The 26,658-nt window shown below is 56.0% G+C and carries 20 protein-coding genes and 1 tRNA gene; 13 read left to right on the top strand and 8 right to left on the bottom strand.

Annotation, left to right across the window (positions count from 1 at the left end):
• Window positions 1–7: 7 nt before the first annotated feature.
• The 5 genes from DSM117340_RS00890 to DSM117340_RS00870 all read right to left on the bottom strand — a co-directional run bounded on the left by DSM117340_RS00890 (window position 8) and on the right by DSM117340_RS00870 (window position 7,502).
• A complete protein-coding gene (locus DSM117340_RS00890) occupies window positions 8–766 on the bottom strand; it encodes an SDR family NAD(P)-dependent oxidoreductase (RefSeq protein ID WP_354689832.1) in 759 nt (252 codons plus the stop codon).
• Between the two features lie 449 nt (window positions 767–1,215).
• Window positions 1,216–1,292: transfer RNA gene (locus DSM117340_RS00885), tRNA-Met, on the bottom strand.
• A gap of 334 nt (window positions 1,293–1,626) precedes the next feature.
• Window positions 1,627–2,121 (bottom strand): hypothetical protein, encoded by a 495-nt coding sequence (locus DSM117340_RS00880; protein WP_089887104.1) that lies wholly within the window; start codon window positions 2,119–2,121, stop codon window positions 1,627–1,629.
• A gap of 183 nt (window positions 2,122–2,304) precedes the next feature.
• Window positions 2,305–5,739 carry a translocation/assembly module TamB domain-containing protein gene (locus DSM117340_RS00875; protein ID WP_089887103.1) on the bottom strand — a complete coding sequence of 1,145 codons (3,435 nt, stop codon included), beginning with the start codon at window positions 5,737–5,739 and terminating at the stop codon, window positions 2,305–2,307.
• Window positions 5,739–7,502 carry a BamA/TamA family outer membrane protein gene (locus tag DSM117340_RS00870; RefSeq protein WP_177170597.1) on the bottom strand — a complete coding sequence of 588 codons (1,764 nt, stop codon included), beginning with the start codon at window positions 7,500–7,502 and terminating at the stop codon, window positions 5,739–5,741. Before DSM117340_RS00870 ends, DSM117340_RS00875 begins: the two co-directional genes overlap by 1 nt.
• Window positions 7,503–7,807: 305 nt before the next feature.
• On the opposite strand from DSM117340_RS00870, the gene DSM117340_RS00865 reads away from it, so the two are divergent.
• The 10 genes from DSM117340_RS00865 to DSM117340_RS00820 all read left to right on the top strand — a co-directional run bounded on the left by DSM117340_RS00865 (window position 7,808) and on the right by DSM117340_RS00820 (window position 19,822).
• Window positions 7,808–8,782, top strand: coding sequence for a quinone oxidoreductase (locus DSM117340_RS00865; protein WP_089887099.1), 975 nt, complete (start codon window positions 7,808–7,810; stop codon window positions 8,780–8,782).
• Between the two features lie 369 nt (window positions 8,783–9,151).
• Window positions 9,152–9,955, top strand: a complete 804-nt coding sequence (locus tag DSM117340_RS00860; RefSeq protein ID WP_089887097.1) for an urease accessory protein UreD — start codon at window positions 9,152–9,154, stop codon at window positions 9,953–9,955.
• A gap of 3 nt (window positions 9,956–9,958) precedes the next feature.
• Window positions 9,959–10,261, top strand: a complete 303-nt coding sequence (locus tag DSM117340_RS00855; RefSeq protein ID WP_089887096.1) for an urease subunit gamma — start codon at window positions 9,959–9,961, stop codon at window positions 10,259–10,261.
• A 185-nt stretch (window positions 10,262–10,446) separates the two neighbouring features.
• On the top strand, window positions 10,447–10,752 hold the full coding sequence (locus tag DSM117340_RS00850) for an urease subunit beta (protein ID WP_089887094.1): 306 nt from the start codon (window positions 10,447–10,449) through the stop codon (window positions 10,750–10,752).
• Entirely contained in the window at window positions 10,753–12,462 is a 1,710-nt protein-coding gene (ureC, locus tag DSM117340_RS00845) for an urease subunit alpha (RefSeq protein WP_089887092.1), read from the top strand. It begins immediately after the preceding gene.
• A 9-nt stretch (window positions 12,463–12,471) separates the two neighbouring features.
• Window positions 12,472–12,945 carry an urease accessory protein UreE gene (locus tag DSM117340_RS00840; RefSeq protein WP_089887090.1) on the top strand — a complete coding sequence of 158 codons (474 nt, stop codon included), beginning with the start codon at window positions 12,472–12,474 and terminating at the stop codon, window positions 12,943–12,945.
• Window positions 12,935–13,582, top strand: a complete 648-nt coding sequence (locus DSM117340_RS00835; RefSeq protein ID WP_089887088.1) for an urease accessory protein UreF — start codon at window positions 12,935–12,937, stop codon at window positions 13,580–13,582. The genes DSM117340_RS00840 and DSM117340_RS00835 overlap by 11 nt, the downstream gene beginning before the upstream one ends.
• Window positions 13,579–14,217: an urease accessory protein UreG gene (gene ureG / locus DSM117340_RS00830; RefSeq protein ID WP_089887087.1), complete on the top strand. Its 639-nt coding sequence runs from the start codon at window positions 13,579–13,581 to the stop codon at window positions 14,215–14,217. Before DSM117340_RS00835 ends, ureG begins: the two co-directional genes overlap by 4 nt.
• Window positions 14,218–14,557: 340 nt before the next feature.
• On the top strand, window positions 14,558–15,598 hold the full coding sequence (locus DSM117340_RS00825; protein ID WP_089887085.1) for an aromatic ring-hydroxylating dioxygenase subunit alpha: 1,041 nt from the start codon (window positions 14,558–14,560) through the stop codon (window positions 15,596–15,598).
• 225 nt (window positions 15,599–15,823) lie between these two features.
• Complete coding sequence (locus DSM117340_RS00820; RefSeq protein WP_089887083.1) at window positions 15,824–19,822, top strand: Hint domain-containing protein; 3,999 nt, start codon at window positions 15,824–15,826, stop codon at window positions 19,820–19,822.
• Window positions 19,823–20,150: 328 nt separating this feature from the next.
• Here DSM117340_RS00820 and DSM117340_RS00815 read toward each other — a convergent pair whose 3' ends face one another.
• A complete protein-coding gene (locus DSM117340_RS00815; RefSeq protein WP_089887081.1) occupies window positions 20,151–22,439 on the bottom strand; it encodes an adenosylcobalamin-dependent ribonucleoside-diphosphate reductase in 2,289 nt (762 codons plus the stop codon).
• A 170-nt stretch (window positions 22,440–22,609) separates the two neighbouring features.
• Between DSM117340_RS00815 and DSM117340_RS00810 the strand changes: the two genes are divergently transcribed.
• The 3 genes from DSM117340_RS00810 to DSM117340_RS00800 all read left to right on the top strand — a co-directional run bounded on the left by DSM117340_RS00810 (window position 22,610) and on the right by DSM117340_RS00800 (window position 24,890).
• A complete protein-coding gene (locus DSM117340_RS00810) occupies window positions 22,610–23,041 on the top strand; it encodes a DUF1489 domain-containing protein (RefSeq protein WP_089887079.1) in 432 nt (143 codons plus the stop codon).
• Between the two features lie 144 nt (window positions 23,042–23,185).
• Window positions 23,186–24,361: an acyl-CoA dehydrogenase family protein gene (locus tag DSM117340_RS00805; RefSeq protein WP_089887078.1), complete on the top strand. Its 1,176-nt coding sequence runs from the start codon at window positions 23,186–23,188 to the stop codon at window positions 24,359–24,361.
• Window positions 24,362–24,509: 148 nt separating this feature from the next.
• Window positions 24,510–24,890: a hypothetical protein gene (locus tag DSM117340_RS00800; protein ID WP_143037398.1), complete on the top strand. Its 381-nt coding sequence runs from the start codon at window positions 24,510–24,512 to the stop codon at window positions 24,888–24,890.
• Here the strand turns inward: DSM117340_RS00800 and hisG are convergent.
• Together hisG and DSM117340_RS00790 are read right to left on the bottom strand one after the other, a co-directional pair.
• Window positions 24,879–25,571 (bottom strand): ATP phosphoribosyltransferase, encoded by a 693-nt coding sequence (hisG, locus tag DSM117340_RS00795; RefSeq protein WP_089887074.1) that lies wholly within the window; start codon window positions 25,569–25,571, stop codon window positions 24,879–24,881. The genes DSM117340_RS00800 and hisG overlap by 12 nt on opposite strands.
• On the bottom strand, window positions 25,568–26,656 hold the full coding sequence (locus tag DSM117340_RS00790) for an ATP phosphoribosyltransferase regulatory subunit (RefSeq protein ID WP_177170595.1): 1,089 nt from the start codon (window positions 26,654–26,656) through the stop codon (window positions 25,568–25,570). The genes hisG and DSM117340_RS00790 overlap by 4 nt, the downstream gene beginning before the upstream one ends.
• Window positions 26,657–26,658: the final 2 nt, after the last annotated feature.

The following is a 26,658-nucleotide window of genomic DNA, read 5'->3' as shown; positions in this document are numbered from 1 at the left end:
TCTTTCCTCAGCGTGGGGGAAGGCGCGTTGCGCCATCAAGGCGAATGGTCGTGCCGTTCAGATAGGGATTTGTGATGATCTGCGCGGCCATCAGAGCATATTCATCCGGTGCGCCCAAACGGGCCGGATGAGGGATGTTGCTCGTGATCTGTGCTGTGACATCGTCGGGCAAGCTTTCCATCATGGGCGTGTTGAAAAGCCCTGGCGCGATCGTCATCACACGGATGCCCGCACGGGCAAACTCGCGCGCAGCTGGTAGCGCCATTGAAGCGATAGCACCCTTAGAAGCGGCATAAGCTGCTTGGCCCAACTGTCCGTCTTGAAAGGCAACAGACGAAGTGTTCACAATGACCCCGCGCTCGCCTGAGACAGGCTCAAGCTCCATCATCCGTCGGGCCGCATGCGTCATTACTGCGTAGGTTCCAAAAAGGTTCACATCAAGCGTCTTGCGAAAGACATCAAAGCTGGTTTTCCCCTCTCGCCCGACAATACGTGCGGCGGTTCCAATTCCCGCGCAGTTCACGGCGATACGCGGTGTTCCGAGGGCTTGCACAATCTTTGATAAGGCCAGATCGACCGCTACATCATCGCTCACATCAACTTGAGCCGCCGCACCGCCGATGTCTCTGGCAATGCGCTTTGCGCCCTCACCGTCAAAATCCAGAATGCCGACTTTGGCGCCATTTGCGGCCAGATAACGCGCCGTTGCCTCGCCAAGCCCGCTCGCGCCGCCAGTGACAATCGCCACATTTCCCTCGATCTGCATCCTTCGTCCCCTATAGGTTTTGGAAGTAATAGATATGATCTATATCTAAATAAATGAAAACCTGTCAAGCGGCGCTTGCCAGCCCGCGCCGTAGGCCGTGCTTTAACATGCAAGACGGAAAACGGTTTGCCGCTGAGCGCCCTAGTGACCCAAGATTGCGCCACTGTTGGGATGCACAGCAGCAAGACTTCACTTGCAATTTGGATTTGCTGAAAGCCTGTCGCTCCCTTTGTAAGGGATGTCGGGTCATGCATCGACCGCATCGGAATTCCGTAAGACATGCATCCGCTCAAACGCAAGTATAGCCTCGCCGCGCCACATAAGTGCCGCTCCGAATTCTCCGCGAAGCTATTCAAGCCATGCCCACTGGTGAATGAACCAGTGTCTTGTCGTTAGGGAGGCCAAAACGACAAAGCCCGCGCTTATTGCACGGGCTTTATCGGTTACTTTGGTTGCGGGAGTAGGATTTGAACCTACGACCTTCAGGTTATGAGCCTGACGAGCTACCGGGCTGCTCCATCCCGCGCCAAAGTGAGTGCACCGAATACGCCCAGAGCCAGAAGACCGCAACCCCAAAAACGGACCTTTCTCAAATTAATTCTGGACGCCTACTTTCAGCAAGATGGAGCCGGCGGAGACTGCTTTTGAGGGCCAATTTATCCTCATTCCCGCATGGATCCAATCACGAGGCAATTGCACCTATCTTATCTTGCGTACCGTCAGGTTCCCGACTGATGCGCCTAAGGCGCAGCGAAGAAATAGCCCACTTGCAACCACAAAACATGAGACCCCGTCACACGTTTCGCCAAAAGGGCATCTGTCATCCAAACCGCAAGGATTGCTCCCGAAAGTTTGACGTCTTAGCGCTTTTCAAGAAACTGATGGGCCTCAAGCAGCGTTTTCGCCAGCCCAGCAAAAAAACCGGGCACGCCAACATCCACAAGGCCAGATGGCGCAGCATCTTCGCCTGATCGGGCATTTTCAGTGGGCTTCACAGCGAACAATGCGTTCGGCGCATCACGCAGCTCACGATAACTCGCGCCGTTACCATGCTTGAGCACGTTGATAGCGAGATAATACTGATAAACCCGATCGGCGAGGTCAGCCTGCCCAGCGTCCACGAGCAAGGCCCTTAGTTTCTTCGAGAACGGGCCGCGCTTAAAGTGATGCTGCATGCGCGCTTCAAACAAGGAAAACGTATCAATAGCGAGCAGCTCAAGCCCGACATAACCCGCGAGGTGTTCTTCCGTGTGAGCGCTAGACTGGCTTTGAACGCCTGCGATCGAGCTTTCGAACGTCACTGAGGTCGCAAGAGCCGTTTCGATCAGGTCAGGCACGCTTTGCAAGTTTTCCATGGGGATTCTCCTTCGGGTCCCCACCTCTCTTAAGCTAAGCGACAAGAAAGGGTAATGGCAGAGATACTCGGCGCAGTAACTTATCCCAGATAAGCGTTTATGGCTGAGCAAAGTTCACTTCGTCACGTTGAGACATGTCTCGCGAAAACTGGCGCGCCAAAGAAGGGGCTCATTAGAAAGACCTCAGTAATCTTTTTCAAAAAACAGCCCAATCCCCGTTTTCCCTTCAGTATCGACAGTGCCTCGCAGTTTGGTGGAGTTTGACAGATCAAGATTCAAGTTGATCCGGCTTTGTCCAGTCGTCTCAACCTCTACATCGGTGTAGACTGTCTCGCTGATATACTTTCCGGCTCGCAAAGTTGTTTCACCGGCTTCATCTGTGGTGATGTCGAGCTCATCAACACCGGCTTTCATGCGTAGCTTTTCGACAATACCAATGCCTCCACGCCCAGCCAAAGTGGCCACTGCCGAAGCCAGTTGTACGGTTTGAAACGCCGAAATTTTCGTAACGTCGCGCCCAAAGAGTAGCCGCGCCAACACTTCGTCGCTTGGCAGCTCCGGCTCAGATGTGAACGTGATTTCAGGCTCATCTGCCGCGCCTTCAACTGTCACCAAAACAAGATGTTCTCCCGTGCTGGTGCTCGCGACCAAACGCAAATGTGGGGTCAGGCTCCCTTGCAGACTGGCATAGCCCTCCTGCATTTCGAGCCGCTTGCCCAAAATGTCCAAGCGCCCACGGATAAGCTCAAAGCGCCCTTTCGGGATAATGTCTGTGGTTGTTCCTGTCAGCGTCAGCTGACCGCCTAATTCCGCATCAAGCCCGCGCCCCCGCACAAATATCTTGTTTTCGGCCAGAATTTTCACATCCAGCGCAACATTTGAGCTGACAGCTGCATCGCCTGTATTATCACTGCCCAACAGCCCAGCATGAGCGCGCATAAGGCGCACAGCAGCAGGCTCATGCAAATGGGTGATTTCTGGTATATCCCCAAAAGAGCTTAGCCCCGTTGACGGGACGCGCACCTCGGTTTCACCAAGCACCAGCTGACCTGAAACTGAAAGGCTTGATGCAATCGCACCACCCAAAACGAGGCTGCCGTTCACACTTGTTTTGTATAGCTTAGGGTCGCTGAAGCCGACATTTTCAACGTCAACATCAAGACGCGTGACATAAGGCGCTTGCAGCCCAATACGCCCCTGCGCCTTCACCTCGCCTCCGCTGGACACAGACGCGCTCGAGCGCACAACCGCACTGCCGCCCGACACAGTTATGGTCGCATCGATATCACCCAGAGCATTGCGCAGTGCGGGCAGAGACAGGCGCGCGCCATTGGTGCGCAACGTCCCATCAAGTGAGGACAAGGCGAGCGGGCCATTCAGCTTCATATCAAAATCAGCAAAACCTTGCAGCGTGTTGGGTGCCAAACGACGGTTAACCAACCCCAGAGGAACGCGCCCGACGAGCGTCAATCCTGCTCTGGTCGCGTTAGCCGCAATCAGACCATCAACAGTCACTGTGCTTCCACTCGGGCCCTCTGCGCGCGCATTGACGCCCCACTGGGCGCCAGATTTGCGCACCGTTGCCTTGACGCTCCCGGGCCCCGCCAAATCTGGTACAATCCACGCAATCGAGCCCAAAGTTGCATCGATCTCGGCATATAAGGGCGCATTCTTCGGCAGCTCAACACTTGCGGCCAAAGCAATGGCACGTGGCGCTTGCATATCCAAGCTGACCGACCAGCCCACAGGCGTCTGTGTAGCTGTCCCTGTCATGTTTGCGGGTCCGTTGAGACCTGACACAAACTGCTCCGCGTTGTTGAGTGTCGCATCAAATGTCAGGTGGCTTGCATCTGTAGCGACGCGGCCCTGCGCCCGAGCAGTCCCGCCGCGCGCAACAATGCTTGAAGATCGGAGCGAGAGTCCCGACGTCGTACGCAACACTGAGGCCTCTAGGCGACTTTCCCCTCCAATCAATCGATCGATTTGTGTTTCCCCGACACGTAGGTCCGCCCCCGTGGCTGCAAACGTTAGATCAACCTCACCACTCAAAACAGCGTAGCGGCCTTCAAGGCTCGCAACGATTCCACCCCCAAGAGACTGCCCAGCAATAGCTGAGAAGCGCTTGATACTGGGCGTCTTCGCCTCTATCGCGCCTTGCAGCGTCATGGCACTGTCGAGCCCATCTATTGTTCCGCCGCCTCCCAGCTCAAGCCCACTCGCACGCACATCAAGATTGCTCACAGCAAGCGATTGCCCGTCTTGCCACGCAAGATCAGCCCCCAGTGAAACCTTGTCGCCAAGAGCCTCCGCAAGCGCCGCATCAACAAGCTCAAGACCCGCTGCAACACCGTCAATCCGTGCCGTGACTTTTCGTTCCGCACCACGCGCAATCACACCGCTGGCAGAAATCTGTGCTGCCTCAAGCATCACACCCGCGCGCTCATACCCCTCCAAATCAGACGTAAATGACCACGTATCCCCCATCTGGCTGTCAAAACTGGCACTAATCTTTGCACTCTGGACCCATGTTTCATCTCCAGGGATCGGCAAGAGCGATGCGCTGCCTTCGGGGTCTTGCAAAACCGCATCCAACTGAAAGCGCTCAGGCAGACCATCAGCGGCCAGTGCCACGTCCCCCTTCAGTCTCAAAGCCGCAGCTGTGAGGGTCAGATCATCCAGCGCTTTGCGCCCGTCGTCAAACAAGCTGACCCGGCTCTCAAGCCGAACATTCGCGCCCAAAAAGTCGCTATATTGCGGCGCAAAAAGCGATGTTAAGTCACCCTCGATATCAGCCTCAACTGTGCGGTTGGGCGCGCCTTCATCGCTTGCTCCGTCTTGTGCCGCTTCATTTGCCAGCGTCAAAATACGGCCTGTTAGTCGCGGTCTCCCATCAGTTTTCAAAACTACGTTGGCGGCAAAATTGTCGATCATATCTTCGCCAGTTATCGCCAAATCCAAAGGCGGCCTCCCTGGAAGAGCAATCAGATTGGCAACAATCCCATCTGCGGCCTCTCGCAAGGACGCATTGAGGGCAAGAATGCGGGTCGCGTTGGAAAAAGCGGCTTCAAGCTTGAAAATACCCGCCGTGCTGTCTTCTCGGGTGATGGTCAGCTTGGCTTCACCTTCACCCTCCGCGATCATGAGCGCCCCGGTCACAGAGGCCACGGCGGCCACACCCACCACGGGTTCGCCCAAAGAAACCTTTTTCACCGAAATCGCGCCAATATTCACCGACACAGGCAGTTCTGGTATGGCAAAGCTGCGCGCCTCAGGACGAACGGTGGCCGCAGCTGTCCCAGGCAGTCGTAATAACTCAAGGCTTGCTGCCGAAATCTCATTGATCTGGATATTACCCTGCAAAACAGATGCTCGGTTCCAGTCAAGAACCGCATCCTTCATCGTCAGCCAGACCCCACGATCGTCAGCAATCGTGAGGCTTTCCATCGTGGCGCGAGAACTCAATGCCCCCATAAAACCAGTGATGACAACCTTGCTCCCCGCATCAGAGAGCGCCTCTTCAAGATATGTGGTGATATAGTCCTTATCTTGTTCAGCGCTCTGCGCATGGACCGAAAGTGCATGCATCAGCACAAAACAGAGGGCGAAAACATAGCGCATCAGAATGACTGCCCTATGCCAACATAGGCTTCAAAACTGTTGCTACCAACGCCAGTCACAGGCACCGCAACATCAAACCTAAGTGCGCCAATACCAGTTTGATAGCGCAGACCAACGCCCGCACCGCTGTGCCAGCCGCCTGTCTCATCGACTGCACTGTTCTCACCAACATACCCTATGTCATAAAAACCAGTCACACCAAACGTGCTGTTTATCTTCACCCGCGCCTCCCCAGAGATACCCACAAAAGAGCGGCCGCCCGTCTCGACACCCCCGCTGCTAACAGACAGCGACTGGTAAGAATGGCCGCGCACGGTCCCGCTTCCGCCCGAAAGAAACAGCAAATCAGGTGGCGTATCCGCGATGTCCGAACCCGCGATGGTTCCAAGCTGGAAGCGACCCGCAAGAACAACTGCGTCACTCGCCCCAACGCTTTTGTAGACCCGCGCATCAAGATACCCGCGCACGCCTGACGCGGCGCCAGACAGCCCAAAATAAGGCAAGGCCTCAGCCCGCAGGTATGCACCGTTTGTTGGGTTAAGCTTGTCATCGCGGCGGTCCAATGTCGTGCCGAAGCGCAGCATGAGATGGGAGTAGTATTGCGTACCCAAGCTATCATCCACATCACTATAACGGTAGAGAACTGCAAGTTCCCCTGTCAAACTCTCCGAAAAGTAACGACTCACGCCAGCTTCGATACTGGCCTTGCGCAAAAAATAAAGCGGCTCGTCAAGCTGATCAATTTGAGCAACCAGCGTGAGATCAGTATCTTTTTCAAAGGTTGAAGGCCGCGTCAGGCTGGCTTTGACGCTATAATCAAGACCATTACTTTCGCCCGCCAGCCCCGCCAACTCGCCCTCAATGCGAAACCGTTCAGCACCGCCCATCAGATTGCGATGCATCCAGTACCCAGACAGTGACAGGCCCTCTGAAGAGTGTAGCTCAGCGCCAAAGCCGACACGACGCGGTTTTGCATCCGTAACCGCCAGCTCAATATCTAAGGTATCCTCTGGGCCAAGCGTTTTAGCTTCGCGCAGCGACACCGAGCTAAATGCCCCTGTGCGCCTCAGCCGAACGGCACTGCGTTCAAGGACCGCTGGGTCAAAAACATCCCCAGTCGGCACAGCCGCGATCTTACGAATACGGTTAAGACGCACATCTTTACTGCCCTCGACTTCAAGCACACCAAAGCTCACACGCGGGCCTTGGCTGATGCCCAAATCGACGTCCAGCCGCGCGTTCAAATGATCCGCGACAACATCTTCCCGCATAATTTGTGCCTTGGCATAGCCTTGCGCACGCCAGCCCTCTACACCCGCTTGCGCGACGTCTCTGATCACCGAAAGCTCGGCAGGAGCACCTTTGCGAAAACCGTTCGGCAACTCTGTCTCAGCGGTGATCGGCGCTATAGACACTGCACCAAATTGGAAGGCAGGCCCTGGCTTCACTGACACTTCGACACGCTTGATCTGCCCCAAATTGGCCATCGGCGGAACATCAGCGGCTTCACGTCCATCAATCAAGATCGTGACCACTGGGCCATAGTATCCTCGCTCATAAAGAGCACTGATCAATCGGCCATAGTCCGCCTGTGCGGCTGCAAGAATGTCTTGTGAAGCCGTGGTTCCTTCACGTTTCGCCGCAAGAACGAGCGAAGCATTTTTCAATTCAATAAGAAGGTCTTTGGCGCCACGTTCCAGTTTTAGCTCGGCTTCAAATGCACAGGCTGGTCCCGCCATCAAAGAAATACCAAGCAATAACATACAGGTAAACTTCAATATCGGAAAAGATTTCCCATGCATTGGTCGCTATTTCCCGATGATAGTCGAACTAAAATATCAGTGATCATTCAGCTGAAAGCCAAGTCTGAACTGCGCAGAATTTAGACGCGCCACACCCGAACATCAAGAGCGTGCAAAGGGCTCACAGGCTTTGGCAGAAAGCGTCGATCTCGTCAGAAAGCGTATCACGCCTCAACGGAAAAGCGTTTTGGCCCAACGCAACCAAATATAAACATTGAACAAATGGGAATAAGTGGTTTCATGCCTGTGGAAACAGGAGAACGAATATGGCGCTTACAGCAATGATCAACGAGCACGGTGGCCCCGAGCAATTCAACTTGGTGGACCTCGAGATCGGCGCGCCCGCAAAAGGCGAAGTCCGCATCAATCATAAGGCCGTTGGACTTAACTTTATTGACGTCTATCAGAGGGTTGGCCTCTACCCGATGCAACTGCCGCACGCGATGGGCATGGAAGCATCTGGCGTGATCGAGGCTGTTGGCGAGGGCGTCACGCACCTGAAAGTTGGAGATCGCGCCGCCTATGCCTCGAACCCTCCCGGCGCCTATGCCGAGGCAAGGGTGATGCCTGCTGCACAGGTCTGCCCGCTGCCGGATGAAGTGTCTTTTGAGGAAGGTGCCGCGATGATGCTGAAGGGTATGACCGTGGAATACCTCTTCCACCGGACAGTGCCCCTCAAGGCAGGGGATACTGTTCTGTTTCATGCGGCTGCGGGGGGCGTTGGTCTCTTGGCGTGTCAGTGGGCGCGCTCCGAAGGGATCACTCTCATCGGAACGGCAGGAACGGACGAAAAATGTCAGCTGGCTCTGGACCACGGCGCGACCCATTGCATCAATTATCGCACTGAGGATTGGGCTGCCAAACTGCAAGAGCTGACCAACGGAAAAGGCGTTGATGTCGTCATGGACGCTGTTGGGAAGGATACGTTCGAAGGGTCACTTGACTCACTCAAGCCCCTTGGAATGATGATTTCCTTCGGGAATGCCTCTGGCCCCGTTCCGCCGTTTGACCTCGGCATTTTGGGTAAAAAAGGCTCGCTGAAGCTCACGCGCCCGACGATTTTTACCCATATAGGCGACCATGCAACCTGTCAGGCGATGGCGAAGCACTTGTTTGAAAAAGTCGCGTCAGGCGACGTCAAAATCAACATCGGCCAACGCTTCGCGCTACAGGACGTGGGCAAGGCGCATGACGCGCTGGAAGCCCGCCAAACCATCGGCAGCACGATCCTTGAAATCTGAATGCCACGATAAAATTTGAAGAGAGGCTGGAGCGTTCGACGCGATCCAGCCTTTTCTATTTAGGGCTTTTGGTAGGTATTTTTATACTGATCGCAGAGGGCTTTCTCGTGGACCACACCCATCGCATCACACGGCAGCGAAGGATCAATTTTGTGCGCACGCGAAATCGAGCCCAGCTGATATCTGCCCGATTATTGGGCGAAATTGACCTCAAGTGATCGCAAATTAATCGACTGAACGATTTAGCCGTTTGTTTTGCGCCTACTCTCTGCCCTCCCGTACGCCACTGTGCTCGAATACAAGCATTAATGCGAAGTGGCAGGACCAGCTATCAACCAATTACGACACATAAATCTGCCCTCAAAAGGCATGCCCCAGCCACGTGCAATTGGCTCAGCAAAGCTGTCCGTCTCCACAGATGCACTGGGCAAAACCCGACTGCGCGATCTGCGCCAATCAGGGTCTCTTAAGCTGGTGTTTCCACAAACATATAGCCACGACGCTGAGGCCGTTCTGGTGAATACAGCTGGTGGCATCACTGGGGGAGACAAATTGACCCTGACGATAAATGTCGAGGGTGGCGCACATCTGCGCCTGACAACGCAAGCAGCCGAACGTGCCTATCGCGCCCAGCACGACGAAATCGGGAGCTTCGCAACGGATATCACTGTTCAAGACGGCAGCAGCCTCCACTGGCTGCCGCAGGAACTAATCCTTTTTGATCGCTGTGCCCTCAAGCGCCGACTGAGCATCGATCTCGCGCCCACAGCGCGCCTTTTGATGGTGGAGCCCATTGTTTTTGGCCGCGCAGCAATGCTGGAGGTTCTGAATGATGTCATGTTTCAAGACCGTATTCGTATTACCCGCGCAGGACGCCCTATCTATATTGACGGTGTGGATTTAAAGGGCGATGCGGCAAAGCAACTAGCACGACCTGCAGTTGCCAATGGCGCAGGCGCGATGGCAAGTCTCGTAATGGTAGCCCCCGACGTCCAACGCCACCTAAAGACGATACGCAGCCTCCTACCTGAAACAGCAGGGGCAAGCCTGCTGGGCGAGGATCTGCTCGTCGTTCGCCAGCTTGCCAGCGATAGCTTTGAGCTGCGCCGCACCCTGATCCCTGTTCTGAACTATCTCACCCAAAACACGTTACCTTTGTCCTGGAGACTATAATCCATGCAACTCACTCCTCGCGAGAAAGACAAACTGCTCATTGCCATGGCTGCCGAAGTCGCCCGCAAACGGCTGGCCCGCGGTGTCAAGTTGAACCACCCCGAAGCCATTGCTCTGATCACTGACACAGTTGTCGAGGGCGCAAGAGATGGCCGCTCCGTCGCCGACATGATGGAGGCTGGTGGTCACGTCATCACCCGCGACCAATGCATGGAAGGCATCGCAGAGATGATTCACGAAGTTCAAGTCGAAGCCACATTTCCTGACGGAACCAAACTGGTCACCGTCCACAACCCCATTCGCTAAAAATCCCGAGGAGATTCCAAAATGAACCTTATCCTTAAAAGTCTACCTTTGCTGTTTGTGGCCAACACCCTTTCGGCCCATGAGGCGCAACATTTGCACCAGCACGTCACAGATCCGAATTGGATGCCGTTCGTGTTGAGCTTGCTTGCAATAGGACTTGCAGTCTTATTCGCGTGGAGCCGCAAATGATCCCTGGTGAGGTGCTTCCAGCAGCGGGGATGCTGACACTGAACGAAGGTGCGCCAGCCATCACACTAATGGTCGCAAATACGGGCGATCGCCCCGTGCAAGTTGGCAGTCACTATCATTTCGCCGAGACCAATCCCGCACTCACATTTGATCGCGCGACAGCCCATGGATACCGGCTCGACATTGCCTCCGGCACTGCCGTTCGGTTTGAGCCAGGACAACGCCGCGAAGTGCAGTTGATCCCAATTGGTGGGGCGCGGCGTGTCTTTGGCTTTAACGGCCACGTTATGGGAGACCTGTAAATGCCCGTCCAAATCCCCCGCACTCAATATGCTGCCATGTATGGCCCTACCACAGGCGATCGCCTGCGCCTTGCTGATACCGATCTGATCATCGAGGTGGAGCGTGACCTGACGATCTACGGCGAAGAAGTCAAATTCGGCGGCGGAAAGACCATACGTGATGGTATGGGCCAATCCCAAGTCACCCGCGCGGGCGGAGCCGTCGACACTGTGATCACCAATGCGCTGATCGTTGATCACTCCGGTATCTACAAAGCCGATGTCGCCCTCAAAGATGGGCTGATCCACGCCATCGGCAAGGCTGGCAATCCTGACACCCAGTCAGGCGTTGATATCATCGTCGGCCCGGGCACCGAGGTCATTGCAGGCGAGGGACGTATTCTTACGGCGGGGGGTATGGACAGCCACATCCACTTTATTTGCCCCCAGCAGATGGAAGACTCCTTACACTCAGGCGTGACAACCTGCTTTGGTGGCGGCACAGGGCCAGCCCATGGAACGCTTGCCACAACCTGCACACCAGGGCCTTGGAACATTGGCCGCATGCTACAGTCCTTTGACGGAATTCCAATGAACATCGGCCTCTCGGGCAAAGGCAACGCCAGCCAACCCGAAGCCTTGATCGAAATGGTCAAGGGTGGCGCGTGTGCGCTCAAACTCCACGAAGATTGGGGCACAACACCAGCCGCGATTGATTGCTGCCTCTCGGTCGCCGACGACATGGATGTTCAGGTGATGATCCACACCGATACGTTGAACGAAAGCGGTTTTGTCGAGCATACAATTGGCGCTCTGAAAGGGCGCACGATTCATGCGTTTCACACCGAAGGCGCAGGCGGAGGCCATGCACCCGACATCATCAAAATATGCGGCGATGCAAATGTCTTGCCGTCATCGACAAACCCCACGCGCCCCTTCACGGTCAACACGCTTGAGGAGCATCTCGACATGCTCATGGTGTGCCACCATCTCGACAAGTCGATCCCAGAAGACGTCGCTTTTGCCGAAAGTCGAATCCGCCGAGAGACGATTGCTGCAGAAGACATCCTGCACGATATGGGAGCCTTCTCGATTATTGCCTCTGACAGTCAGGCGATGGGCCGCGTGGGCGAAGTCTTGATCCGCACATGGCAGACGGCCGACAAAATGAAGAAACAGCGCGGCGCATTGCCTGAGGAAACAGGCGAAAATGACAACATACGTGTGCGCCGCTATATCGCAAAATACACGATCAACCCTGCTATTGCCCAAGGCGTCAGCCATGTCATTGGCGATATCTCCATCGGCAAGCGCGCTGATCTGGTACTCTGGAATCCTGCGTTTTTTGGCGTAAAGCCTGAAATGGTGCTCATGGCGGGCAGTATCGTTGTGGCACAGATGGGCGATCCAAATGCCTCTATCCCGACACCACAGCCTGTCTATAGTCGGCCGATGTTTGGCGCCTATGGCAGCGCACTTCGCCATACCTCTGTCAGTTTTGTATCAGGAGCTGCACAGGCTGCTGGAATCGGGCAGACACTTGGCCTCACAAAGCAGACCGTCGCCGTGCGCAACACGCGCACCATCGGCAAAGCTGACATGATCCTTAACGACGCCCTACCCAAAGTCGAAGTGCACCCCGAGACTTACGAGGTGCGCGCCGATGGCGTTCTATTGACCTGCCAACCCGCCGCGGTCCTTCCCATGGCACAACGCTATTTTATGTTCTGAGAGGACACTATGACAGACCTTCCCATCGCCCAGATCGTACATCGCAAAGGCCAGTGGCACGGCACCGCAATGACCTGCGAACTGGATTACACCGAGCGCTTTCTGCGTCGCAAACGCCTGACTACGGTTTCAGGAGCGGCCTTTGTTGTTGATCTTGCGCAGACAACTTCGCTTGACGACGGAGACGCTCTTGAGCTGGATACAGGCGTATTGGTCCAGATCGCGGCGCGTGACGAGGCGTTGTACAAAATTTCAGGGGATAGCCTTGTGCGGCTGGCGTGGCACGTGGGCAACCGCCACACGCCCTGTCAAATCACCGATAAGTTTCTTCTCATCCAAGCGGATCCAGTCATCGGTCATATGCTTGAGCATCTCGGCGCAACTGTTGAGCCGATCACTGCGCCTTTTACGCCCGAGGGCGGCGCCTATGGGCATGGCCGCACCCACTCCCATGAACACGTAGCCACTGCACATGATCACTAACATCGACATCTTGACCCTTGCGCAATGGCTCTCACCCAGTTTTCCTGTCGGAGCCTTTGCCTACTCGCATGGGTTGGAAACAGCCTTTCAGAACGGCCAGATTTCAACGGCAGGCGCCCTCCAAGACTGGCTGGCTGATGTGCTCACACATGGCAGTGGCCGCAACGACTGTATCTTACTGAGAGCCGCTTATGCCAGCACATCGCATGACGAAGTGGAGCAATTAAATCTGACAGCTCTCGCAGTATCGGCCTCATCCGAACGCGTTTTGGAAACCACGCTTCAAGGGAGAGCCTTCTCTCAAACAGCAGCCGCGATATGGGGCAGCGATGACGTCAACGCCTGTTACCCCATCGCTGTGGGTATCGCTGCAGCACGCCGCAAACTGGATGTAGAGATCACCGCCGCGCTCTATCTCCATGCCTTTGCGAGCAATCTCGTATCGGCCGCTGTCCGAGCTATCCCATTGGGCCAAACCGATGGGCAAAGAGTGCTCTCGGCTCTGCTGCCCTTGTGTGAAGAAATTGCCCAAACCACACGAGAGAGAGACCCAGATGATCTCAGCAGCACAGCTTTTCTCTCCGACATCGCGGCCATGCGACATGAAACACTTCAACCAAGGATATTCCGCTCATGACTCAGCTTAACGGCCCATTGCGTATCGGAATTGGAGGCCCTGTAGGGGCTGGCAAAACAACGCTTACAGCCTGCCTCGCGCGCGACTTACAAAAAGACTTCTCAATTGGGGTGATCACAAACGACATCTACACCCAAGAGGACGCAGAAGCATTGATGCGGATGCAAATCCTGCCCCAAGACCGCATTATCGGTGTGGAAACAGGAGGCTGCCCCCATACGGCTATCCGCGAGGATGCGTCAATCAATCTGGCCGCCGTCGCCGAGATGCGCGCGCGCCACGCTGACCTCGATATTGTGCTGATCGAGAGTGGCGGCGACAACCTATCCGCAACATACAGCCCTGAACTGGCAGACATGACGATCTATGTGATTGATGTGGCAGCAGGCGAAGACATCCCGCGCAAAGGTGGGCCGGCACTCACAAAATCAGATGTCTTGGTGATCAATAAGACAGATTTGGCTCCGTATGTAGGCGCATCACTTGATGTCATGGAGCGGGACTGTGAAAAGATGCGAGGCGGACGGCCATATGTCTTCTGTGCGCTTCGAAATCAAAAAGGGGTCGAGAGCGTACTGCGCCACATACTGGACATCGGGGGTCTCGCCAAATCCCAAGCTCACGTCGCAGAGTAGCTATTTTCTCACATCCGCTCACTCCAAATGCTCGATCATGCCCGCGACAATCCCTGATCTCAGCGTCGGAACACTCTGGCCGTCTGGTAAGCGCACGATACAATCTGTGACTAAACATTTCGAAGCGAAGGCACCGCCTAATCAAGCGGATGCCCTCAGAGCGTTCCGCCTATCGGCTGAGCAATCTTGTCTGAGCCGCGTGAAGGCAATATGCGAGAGAACAGCATTTCAGTTTTATTCTGCGCACGATACGACACGCGCAAATTGAGTTTGGATGTTAGCAGATAATATGGCTTGCGCCTGACTGGCCTTCGCCGCCTTACACCGAAAGGACACGAATATGTTTTTGAAGAATGCATGGTATGTTGCCGCGTGGGATCACGAAGTCACCCGCGAACTTCAACAGATTACTGTCTTGGGCGAAAATATCTGCGTTTATCGAACAGAAGCAGGCGAACTTGTCGGGTTGGAAGACGCCTGCCCTCACCGCAAGCTGCCCCTGAGCAAAGGCCGCATCAAAGGCGACACTGTCGAATGCGGCTATCATGGGCTCACGTTTAACTGCGCGGGCCAATGTGTCTGGGCGCCAGGCGCTAGCGGCATTCCATCAAACGCCAAAGTGCATGCCTATCCACTGCATGAAAAATATGGATTGGTCTGGGTCTGGATGGGCAACCCTGCGCTCGCAGATATCGCTGACATCTTTGAAATCGAAAACTACGGAAACCCAGCCTGGGGTATCAACCGTGGCGCAGCGATGGAGCTTGAATGCAATTACCTGCTCATGTGTGACAACCTGCTTGATCCGACACATGTCGCATGGGTTCACCAAAGCAGCTTTGCCGCCCCGGCAACCAAAGACACGCCCTTGCGGGTCCAGAAAACCGACGAGGGTGTCATTGTTCATCGTTGGATGATGGATCACGAACCAGCACCGTTTTACAAAAAAGTCGTCGAGTTCGAAGGCAACTGCGACCGCCTCCAGCATTACGAAGTGCGCTATCCCTCACACGCACTGATCAAGGCGGTGTTTACTCCTGCGGGCACGGGCGGCCCTGATGGTCCTCTTCATGAGAACACGTTCATCATGGACAGTTACAACTTCATGACGCCAACGACAGAAAGCAAAACCCGCTACTACTGGTTCCAACTGCGCAATATTCGCCCTGACGACGAAGCGCTTAGCCAGATGATGAGCGAGGATGTGCAGCACGCATTTGAAGAAGACCGTGATGTCCTCAACGAGGTACAGCGCGGCATGACAAACAAAACATCACCTCACATTGATCTGCCCATCGACGGTGGCCAACTGCGGTTTCGGCGGCAGCTGCAAGCAATGATCAATGAAGAACAGCAAGTCGACCGACAAATGGCAGAATAATACGGGCGCGGGCCATTCTCTGCGAACAGCCGATGCGCTCTTCAAATGTTGGCCTGCTCTGACCCAGACCGCGCATGATGCCGCGCAGAAGACATCTGCCAGACGAATAAATGCCAATTCATTCATTATAAAACCATTTGGATTAAGCCGAATGGTGATTTGGTCACCGGCCTCCAAAGCTGGGTGGCCTGAACGTGTCTGTCTGGTTGGTCGAGGAAAGAGCCGATGGCAATTGTTTTTGCAGCTGAGGTCGTAGCGACGTTTGACAATCTCGCCGGTGGCAACTGGCAGCGCCTGTTCGACTTCAACAACGGCCCTGGGATCGACAGTATCTGGCTTGGCCAGACGTTCAACACGAACACTATCGGCTTCGTGATCGAGCAGAACGGAACCGCATATAGTTTAGAGGTGCCCGGGGCCATTGACGAGGGGGTCGAGACCACCTGGAACGTCAGCGTTGACGACACTGGAACCCTGACAATTGTCAAGAACGGGGTGGAGATCGGCTCGCAGAACTTCGGCATCGCGGCCATTCCCAATGACGTGCTTCACACCAACAACCTGATCGGAGATTCACCCTTTCCCGCTGATGCACCACTGATCGGATCGGTGTCATCGATCGATGTTGAAACGACTCTGACGCACGGGTTTGACATCGACTTTACGGACAGTGCCAACACGGTCGGGACCTATGACGGGTCTGATCGGGCCGAGGTGCTGGATGCGTCGGGAACGACTACGGGGCAGGACCTGTCGGGCGATGGCGGCAATGACAGCATCTATGGCGGCAGCGGCGACGATACGCTGAGCGGCGGGGAGCAGAGCGATCTAGTCATCGGGGGTGCGGGCAGCGATCAGATCGATGGTGGCGCCGGTGCCGATACCCTTCATGGCGACAATTTTCTCGCCGATCCGGTGACGGTCACCAATGCAGATTTCAGCGCGTGGGAAGCTGGCTGGACCACGACAGGCACCGGAACCTTCGCATACTCCGCCAACGGCAACCCTGCGATGGCCTTCAATGCCTCGAACCAAGGCACCGGCGGCACCGCAAGCCAGACGATCACGACCCAGCCTGGCGGGCAATACGAGCTGTTATTCAATGCCTTTGAACATGACAATTCCGGAGGAAGCGCGAACCACACTGTTCAGGTCGATGTTCTGGACGCAAACGGGACTGTCATAGCGACTCTGACACAAGTCATCACTGACGAGAGCTACCAAGGCCTGACACTCGGCTTCACAGCGCCGGGTGACAGCGTCACGCTGGTCTTCTCAAACCCGAGCTCAACAACAACCACCGACAGCGACCTGATGATTGATAATGTGGTGATCACGCCAGTCACGCCCACGGGCGGCGGTGATGATACCCTAACAGGTGGCGCGGGCAACGACGCACTCTATGGGGGTGTTGGCAACGACACGCTCTATGGCGGCGATGGCGATGACTTGATCGATGGTGGCGATGGGGATGACATGATCGATGCGGGCTTGGGCATCGATATAGATACAATTTTCGGCGGTGCTGGAAACGACACGATCAACAGCGGCGATGGAATCGACTGGGTCTACGGTGGGGATGGCGACGATAGCATCGATGCAGCTAACGGGTTCGACAGAGTGTTTGGCGGCGCGGGCAACGATACGATCGACGGTGGTGCGACCAGTGACACGATCTATGGCGGAGCTGGCAACGATTCCATCCTAGGCGGCGGTGGCAGCAAAAGCTACGATCTGATCTTTGGCGAGGACGGTGCCGACACGATCGAAGGCGGCGCAGGCGATGACGTGATCCATGGTGACAACGTTGCAACCAGCATCACGAATGGTGACTTCGAAAATGCTCTGACCGGCTGGACCGCTGTCAGTCCCGAAACTGGCCCCGAAGACGTTTATCTCGGGAATGGCTCAACCAACATAGTCTTTGAGATGGACGCGGTGTCCGGCCAAACCACAGTTCTGGAGCAGAATTTTATTGTCACAGAAATGGGCTCAACCACTGTTTCATTTGATTCAATGGTGCGCTCTACGGGCACGGTCGGCACGGATGGCTTTACGGCCGAAATTCTCGACGATACTGGCGCAGTCCTAGAGGCGGCCACAATTCTGCCCACCTCGAACACCACTTGGGAAACCTATAGCCTTGGCGTGGTGCTGCCCACAGCGGGCACTTATACCCTACGCTTTACCGAGGTCGGCAACGACAACAGTGAGGGCGCTTTGCTTGACAATATTGCGTTCAACAACGGCTCAGGCGATGACATCATCGACGGCGAGGACGGCAATGATCTGATCTTCGGCGGCGCAGACGATGACCTCATTTTGGGCGGGGCTGGCAACGACACGATCGACGGTGGTCTAGGTCGCGACACGATCACCGGCGGCGATGGCGACGATTTGATGACCGGCGGTTCAGATGGCTATGACATTTTTTACATCGACGGAAACGACGGCGACGACACAATCCACAGCGCAGGTTATTCCAACTGGCTGGTGTTTGAGAATGTTGGCGCCACCGATGGTGTTACGGTTGCACATGCTGATTTTGGATTGACGGGCAGTTACGCGTTTAGCGGCGTGGGCGGCACGGCAACTGGCACCTTCGACAACATTTTTTCTATACAAGGCACTGAAAACGATGACGTCTTTGACGCCACGGCTGTCACTCTTAACTCGACAAGAGCAAATTTTGTCTCGAACGGCGGTGACGATCAGTTTCTGTTTGGCGACAACGGCAACTTTGATGTCTATCTTGCGAGTGGCGACAACACCATCACGTCGACAGGGGCGAAGGTCGAAGTCTTTGCGATTGAGTCGGGGTGGGCCACTGAAACATGGACCGGCACCGATGTCGGCAACAATACAATCACCACCGGAGCGGCGGACGACTACTTTGAGTTTTGGGGCGCGGACGCGACATGGACTGGGTCCGCGACAGTTTCCGCCGGCGCGGGACACGACTTCTTCATAACCGACAACATGACGGGCGATTTCACCTGGGTTCTTGAAGACGGTTTTGGCAATGACGGTTTTGAACAAGCGCAAGACACGTCAAGGATGTTCGTTGACGCCAGCCAGGTAACGGTTGGTGTGACTGTCAGCTATTATGATGAAAACTGGTCGGTTCTGGACGATGGCTCCGGCCTCAATGAATTGTGGTCACGCAATGCCACTGAATTCCGTCTGACCGATGAGGCCGACACCTTCGATGGCACTGGATCAACGCGGGCGGACATTGTCGATGCGGGCGGCGGGAACGATACACTTTTAGGCGGCGACGGCGATGATCAGCTGACAGGCGGCGCAGGGGATGACATTTTCGTCTACACGTCGGGTGACGGCCTCGACACCATCACCGACTTCAACGCTGGCAATACTGGCACGCTGAACGATGAAGACTCTGGCAACAACGATTTTATCGATCTGTCAGGCTATTACGATCACATCTCTGAGCTTTATGCCGACCAAGCCGATGATGGCATCCTGAACCAGTCCAACACGACAGATACGCGCGGAAATGCTGTCGACTATTCGAACAACACCCAGTTCGACACGGACAGCACACCGAACAACGAGGGCGTCGTTTTTACTGGTGCAACTGGGGATGAAACGTTCTTCACGGTCGAGAATACCGGTGTTGTCTGCTTCTCGAAGGGAACGCTGATCCTCACGCCACGCGGCGAAATCCCAATCGAGACCCTCGCCGAAGGAGACCTTGTGGTGACGCGCGACAACGGCCCGCAACCCATTGTCTGGATCGGCGCAAGGCATGTCACCGCGCAGGAGCTAGATGTGAACGCCAAGCTCTTGCCGATCTACATCGACACCAAGGTTTCGGGCGGCACTGCACCATTGGTTCTATCTCCTCAGCACGGTCTTTTGCTCAATGTTGAGGGCGAGGAAACCCTTGTGCGCGCCATTCATCTTGCCCGTATGGACGGCGGCAAAGCGCGAGTCATGCGGGGCTGTCGAAGCGTTACATACATGCATATGATGTTCGAGGCTCACCAGATCGTTTTCGCCGCCGGTGCCCCAACAGAAAGCTTCTTTCCCGGCCCCAACGCCTTCGGCGCCCTCTCCGTCGCTGCACGCAGGGAGATCAGCGCACTCTTTCCGACCCTTGATCCCACCTGCGCCACTGAAAACTACGGCCCGCATGTGCGTGACATAGCTTCTTGGAAGCAATTACCAGATCATTTATCGGCTTTGTCCCCAAGGCTGTAGTGGCGCCGTGGAAAGAGCTTCTAAGGCTCAAAGTTCAAGCCGCTGCCAAGTCCACATCTTGGCCACCAATCTTGCCTTTGCAAACACCCGCTCTGAATCGGCAGCCTCGCTCCCAAATTCATTGCACTAAAAACATCACTGACAATGCTGCAAACTTCATTCATCGCTCTGTTCCACCAGCGAGCAAACCAATTGCGCATGAAAAAGGCCACCGAAGTGATGTAAATCACCCCGATGGCCAAGCTTTGACTGCAAAAAGGACAACAAAACGACCAAAGAGGTCAATTTATGTTTGCCGTTTCAGCCGATATTACTTCAACAACTTGTCTCAGCCACACTTGCTATGACCACAGCTCGCACAGGTCATGCAGCCTTCAATCATGCGCATGTCAAACTGGCCACAGCTTGGGCAGCTCTTGCCACGCGGCGTATCCAGCCCGACAACCGCCGAGGTCGGGTCTTGCTTGAGGCCCATGCCTTCGCCCTCAATAAAGCCGATCGAGATCATGTGCTTCTCGATCACACCGCCAATCGCGGCTAGGATCGACGGGATATACTTCCCGCCCATCCACGCGCCGCCGCGCGGATCAAACACAGCCTTCAGCTCTTCCACAACAAAGCTGACATCGCCACCCCGACGGAACACCGCCGAAATCATCCGCGTAAGCGCCACGGTCCAAGCAAAGTGCTCCATATTCTTGGAGTTGATAAAGACTTCAAAGGGCCGGCGATGGCCGCCAATCACGACATCGTTCACCGTGAGGTAAATCGCGTGCTCGCTGTCGGGCCAGCGCAGCTTATAGGTCGCGCCTTCCAGCTCCTTTGGCCGCTCCAGCGGCTCCGCCATATAGATCACATCACCATGCGGCTGTTGCGGCTCAGCATCTGTATTCGCAACAACTTCAGGGGCTTTGCCCTCGTCCTCACTCACAGACAAGACAGACCCCGTGACATCATTGGGGCGATATGTCGTGCACCCTTTACAGCCCGTGTCCCACGCCTGCATGTAGACGTCCTTAAAGGCATCAAAGTCGATATCTTCAGGGCAATTGATCGTCTTTGAAATCGAGCTGTCGATCCACTTCTGCGCCGCAGCTTGCATCTTCACATGCGCGCTTGGCGCAAGTGTCTGCGCGTTAACAAAATAGTTAGGCAGTGCCTTGTCGCCAAACTTCTCACGCCACAGCGCCACAGCATAATCAACAACTTCCTCTTCCGTGCGCGAGCCGTCCTTTTGCAAGACCTTGCGCTTGTAAGCGTAGGCAAACACGGGCTCGATCCCTGAGCTCACATTGCCAGCATAGAGGCTGATCGTACCTGTCGGCGCGATAGAAGTGAGCAGAGCGTTGCGAATGCCATGCTCGGCAATCTCGGCACGCACATCTTCGTCCATTTGCTGCATCGCACCACTGGCAAGGTACTTCTCCGCGTCAAACAGAGGGAAAGCGCCCTTCTCTTTTGCCAGCGCCACAGAGGCGCGATAAGACGCACGCGCAACCGAATGCAGCCAAGCTTCTGTCTGGGCCGCCGCTTTGTCCGTGCCATATTCAAGCCCAACCATCAGCAAAGCATCCGCCAAGCCCGTCACGCCAAGGCCAATCCGCCGCTTCGCTTGTGCTTCTTGGCGTTGCGCCTCAAGTGGAAAGTTCGACGCATCGACCACATTGTCCATCATCCGCACAGCCGCGGCGACAAGCGCTTCAAGCTCGCTCACATCCAGCACAGCACCGTCTTCAAACGGCGCCGCCACAAGCTTCGCAAGGTTGATCGAGCCAAGCAAACAAGCGCCATACGGCGGCAGAGGCTGCTCGCCACACGGGTTTGTTGCAGCAATCGTCTCACAATAGTTGAGGTTGTTCATCTGGTTGATACGATCGATAAAAATCACACCAGGCTCGGCATAATTATATGTCGCCGTCATGATCTTGTTCCAAAGATCACGCGCTTCAACGGTGTGATAGACCTTGCCGTTGAACTTCAGATCCCAGCTTTTGCCCGCTTTGACCGCGTCCATAAACGGATCAGTGACCAGCACAGACATGTTAAACATACGCAAGCGTGCGGCGTCAGATTTCGCCGTGATGAACGCCTCGATATCAGGGTGATCGCACCGCATCGTCGCCATCATAGCGCCACGGCGGCTGCCCGCGCTCATGATGGTGCGGCACATCGCATCCCACACATCCATAAAGCTCAAAGGCCCGCTCGCATCCGCCGCAACACCCAGCACATCCGCGCCTTTCGGGCGAATCGTGGAGAAGTCATAGCCAATACCGCCACCCTGCTGCATTGTCAGCGCGGCTTCTTTAAGCATATCAAAAATCCCGCCCATGCTGTCGGGCACAGTGCCCATAACAAAGCAGTTAAACAGGGTCACTGAGCGCTCTGTCCCCGCGCCTGCAGTGATGCGTCCAGCTGGCAGAAATTTGAAGTCTTCAAGGGCTGCATAAAACACATCTTCCCAATGCGCTTTGTCCTCCTCAACATCGGCAAGAGAGCGCGCGATGCGGCGCCATGTGTCTTCTACCGTGCGGTCAAGCGGCGTTCCGTCCGCCTCTTTGAAGCGATACTTCATATCCCAGATTTGCTCGGCAATTGGCGCAGAAAAACGGCTCATTTAGTGGTCCCCAGGTCTTATGTGATTTCGTCATGTCGTCAGATGTGGCAAGGCACTTAAACTACGCATCGCTTCTCGGCGGGTCAAACCCCAAACACGCCCTTACGCAAGATAACGTGTGTGGAAGAATCAGTTTTACCAATATACCCTACCACATATAGGGGGAACATATGAAGAACGTAATACATATTGTGAAGCTCAGTGTCGGAACTGAGTCAGTCGACTCCCTCCTTGCGTGGCAAAAGACCCGCGCCGCAACGCATCCAGACGGCCTGCCCTATCACATCACCCGCATGTGGCCAAAACGCGAAGAAGAGATTCTCGCGGGCGGCAGCGTCTACTGGGTAATCAAAGGCTCCATTCAAGCCCGTCAGCGCGTTCTCGGCTTTGAAGAAGTGATCGGCGGAGATGGTATCCGCCGCTGCGCGTTTATACTTGATCCAGAAATCACACGCACCGCCCCTGCGCTCAAGCGCCCCTTTCAAGGCTGGCGCTACCTCAAGCCAGAAGACGCCCCCATCGACCTCTCCGAAGGCCGCGAAGCCGATGATGCTCTCCCCCCAGAACTCGCAGGCGCACTGGCCGAAATCGGCATTTTGTAACTCAAACACTCCCAACAACGCCCGAACGCCCCCGGCCAAAGCTTGTGACGTTGGGTCGCGATACATTCAGGGACTTGATTTTAACCTGACTCAATTGTCAGACATTTGAAATCGACACATGTATCAGCTTCAGGAGTTCAACAAGTGACACAATCCATCGAGACAATCCTCGACGCCGCACGCCGCCATTGCGCCGAAGACATCGCCCCAAATGTAGACGCGTGGAACGCCGCCGCCGTCTGGCCACGCGCAGCCTCCGACAAAGCGGGCGCGCTCGGCCTCACAGGCCTCTACGCTCCCGAAGAGTTCGGTGGCCAAGGCCTCCCCTTGGGCGAAGGCATTCGCGTGTATGAAGAACTGGGCCGTGGCGATGGCGCCTACGCTTTCGCACTGTCGATGCACAACATCTGCACCTTTGCTGGATGCGGCTATGGCACTGACGCCTTCAAAGCTGCATGGGCCAAGGAGCTCACCTCTGGCCGCAAGCTGGCCAACTTCGCCCTGACCGAGCCACAGTCAGGCTCGGACGCAACCAATATGTATTCTCGTGCCGTGATCAATGACAATGGCACATGGACGATAAACGGGGCCAAAGCGTGGGTCAGCCTCGCGGGCGAAGCTGATATCTACTTCACTGTCGTCAAAACAACTGACCAGCCCGGCCACAAAGACATGGCCATGATCGCGATCCCCGCGGACACGCCCGGCCTGACTTTCGGCCCCCTTTACGAGACGCCGTCCTACAATTTCCTGCCAATGTCAGAAATGTATATGAAGGACGTGGTTGTCAGCGAAGACAATATTATCCTGCCCATCGGTCAAGGCCTTCAAGGCTCGCTCATGGCGATCGATATTGCCCGCGTTTCCATTGCCTCTGGCTGCTGCGGCCTGATGCAATCCGCGCTCGACACAGCTCTAGCCTACTCGTCCAATCGCAAAATGTTCGGCGGCAAGAACCTCGATCTCGACGGCATCCAATGGATGCTCGGCGAAGTCGCAACCGATCTCGAAGCCTCAAAGCTGCTCTACCGTGCCGCCGCCAACGCACTGGGGACGCCAGAAGGCCCCCTCATGGCGGCCCACGCCAAGCGCTTCGTGCCCGACGCTGCCGTCAAAGCAGCCAACACATGCACACAGGTTCTCGGCGGTATGGGCCTTTTGCAGCCCTATGGCCTCGACCGTCTCTCGCGTCTGGCCCAAATGCTACGCATCGTCGATGGCACAACCGAGATCAGCCGTGTTGTGATCGGCCGCAGCCTGCAAAAACGCGCAAAAACGCTTGCGCCCCTGCCAATCCCAAAGGGCTTCGGCGAAAGCTAAACCTTGCAATCAGGCGGCCGACCATCTGCCGCCTGACCAGCACCCTCACAAAAAATTATTGCGAATGACTCGCAATTAAGGGGTTCACCCCCATATATCTACTATGGATAGACGTAGTTTTCTCAGAACCGCCTCCGCAGCAGGGCTCATGCCCCTGCTTCCTGCCATGCCTTTGGCCGCCGCTCCCGTGGCCGCTGCAGCCCCTGTGGCAAACGAGTTTATGTATGGCTTGGCAGTCTTCAACGCGCGTCTCAGAGGCGCAAGCTCGGCGCGCAACATCGCCCGCGACCTCGGCATAGCCAAAGACGCCGCCGCAACCCTACAGAGCCGTATGGTTCGGGACGGTTTCGTAGCCCTGCCAAACGCCGCTGGCCTCGCGCGCACGCCAGATCCACTTGTTCAGCGCAACTACAGCCGCAAGGCCACAGAGACATTGAAGAACATGCTCAAGGACAAGGTAGAAGACATACTTGAGGCCGATGCCCCCGAAGAAACGCTCAAAGATCTGCCGCGCCCCTCAGAGGCCTAAACGCTCCTGAAGCGCCGCCAGCGCGGCGCGCTCTTCGCCAGTCATCTCCGCATTGCGCGCGCGGTAAAGCGTAGCAGAGCTGCGCAAGATAAGCCCATCACTCAAGATTTTCAGATGGTTCGCGCGCAGCGTATCTCCCGTCGAGGTGATATCTGCCACGGCTTCCGCTGTCTCGTTTTTCACAGTGCCTTCGGTCGCCCCTTGGCTGTCGACAAGCTGGTAGTCCGCCACACCACAGTCGCGTAGATACTCGCGCACAAGCCGGTGATACTTCGTCGCAATCCGAAGACGAAAACCATGCTCCGCGCGGAATGCAGCGGCGGCAGCGTCAAGGTCGTCCATCGTGTCCACATCAACCCAAGCCTGCGGCACAGCGATAATCAGGTCCGCATGACCAAAGCCAAGCTCTGCCAGCTCCTCGACACGCTGCTCCCATTGGCCGAGCTTCTCACGGATCAAGTCTGTTCCTGTGACACCGAGGTGAATTCGCCCTGCCGCCAACTCACGCGGAATTTCACCCGCCGAGAGGAGCACAAGCTCGATACCATCGATCCCATCAACACGGCCCGCATATTCCCGCTCGCCCCCCGCCAGCGCAAGACGCACGCCGCGCTCGGCAAACCAGTCAAACGTCTTTTCCATCAACCGCCCTTTGGACGGCACACCCAGCTTAAGGCTCATAGCGTGCCCTCCTTGAGACCCAGCATCAGGCCGGGGCGGACAACACCCCCAACAGCAGGGATTTCGGCTCCTTGCCCGAGCTGGCGCGTGAGCGCATCATAGCGCCCGCCACTCGCGACAGGCGGCAAATCGGCCCGCGCCTCGGCATAAAAGCCAAAAACAAAACCGTCATAATACTCCATCGACGCGCGGCCATAACTGGCCTCAAACGAAAGCTGCGCAACATCGACGCCGCGCGCGGCAAGAGCGCGTGTGCGCTTTGCCAGACCATCAACAGCATCCGCAATCGCTGGCATATCCACCGCAATATCGCTCAGCTGCTCGACCGCATTGGGCAGCGTCTCCTGCACAGCCAGAATCGCTTCCATCAGCTCAACGTCGCCTTGCGAGAGCGGCCCAGCCGCCTCATCCTTGCGCAAAGCGGCAATCCGCGCCTCCACTTCGTGCCGCGTTCGCAGCCCGATCGCGGGGCCAGCCTCCGCAAACGCATCTTCCGCCGCCAGCAAAGCCACTCGGCTCGCAGGAACATCTGCCCGCCCCGAGAAACGCTCCATCAAGGCGCGAAAGCGCCGTGGCCGCCAGATATGCCGCCGCAGCGCTGCCTTGCGCCGCTCGGTCGTGCTCAGCCCTTCAACCGCCGCCATGAGGATTCCGATGTCACCCGTTGCTGCGCGCACAGGCAAGCCGCGCAAAACAGAAGAAATCAGCGCAAAGACTTCCGCATCCGCCTCATGTGGCGCATCGCGTTCAAAGATTTCATACCCGACTTGCAGATATTCATTGGCGCGGTTTCCGTCGTCTTCCTGACGGCGAAATACTTCGCCCGAATAGGTATAGCGCGCTGGCTCCGCACCGTGCTGCATATGCATCTGCACAACAGGCACGGTAAAATCGGGCCGCAGCATCTGCTCCCCGCGTAAAGCGTCGGACGTCACATAAGCCCGCGCACGGATGTCTTCTCCATAGAGGTCGAGCAGCAGCTCCGCTGGCTGGAGCACTGCGGCCTCCACAGCCAACGCGCCCGCCGCTTCAAACATAGCGCGCACCCGCGCCGCCTCTGCCCGTTTGGCCATTCCCTCTGGCATAC

The sequence above is a fragment of the Lentibacter algarum genome, from assembly GCF_040580765.1.
Lineage (GTDB): Bacteria > Pseudomonadota > Alphaproteobacteria > Rhodobacterales > Rhodobacteraceae > Lentibacter > Lentibacter algarum.
Note: the sequence above shows the minus strand (reverse complement) of the source record. Positions and strands in the feature narration are given on the sequence as shown.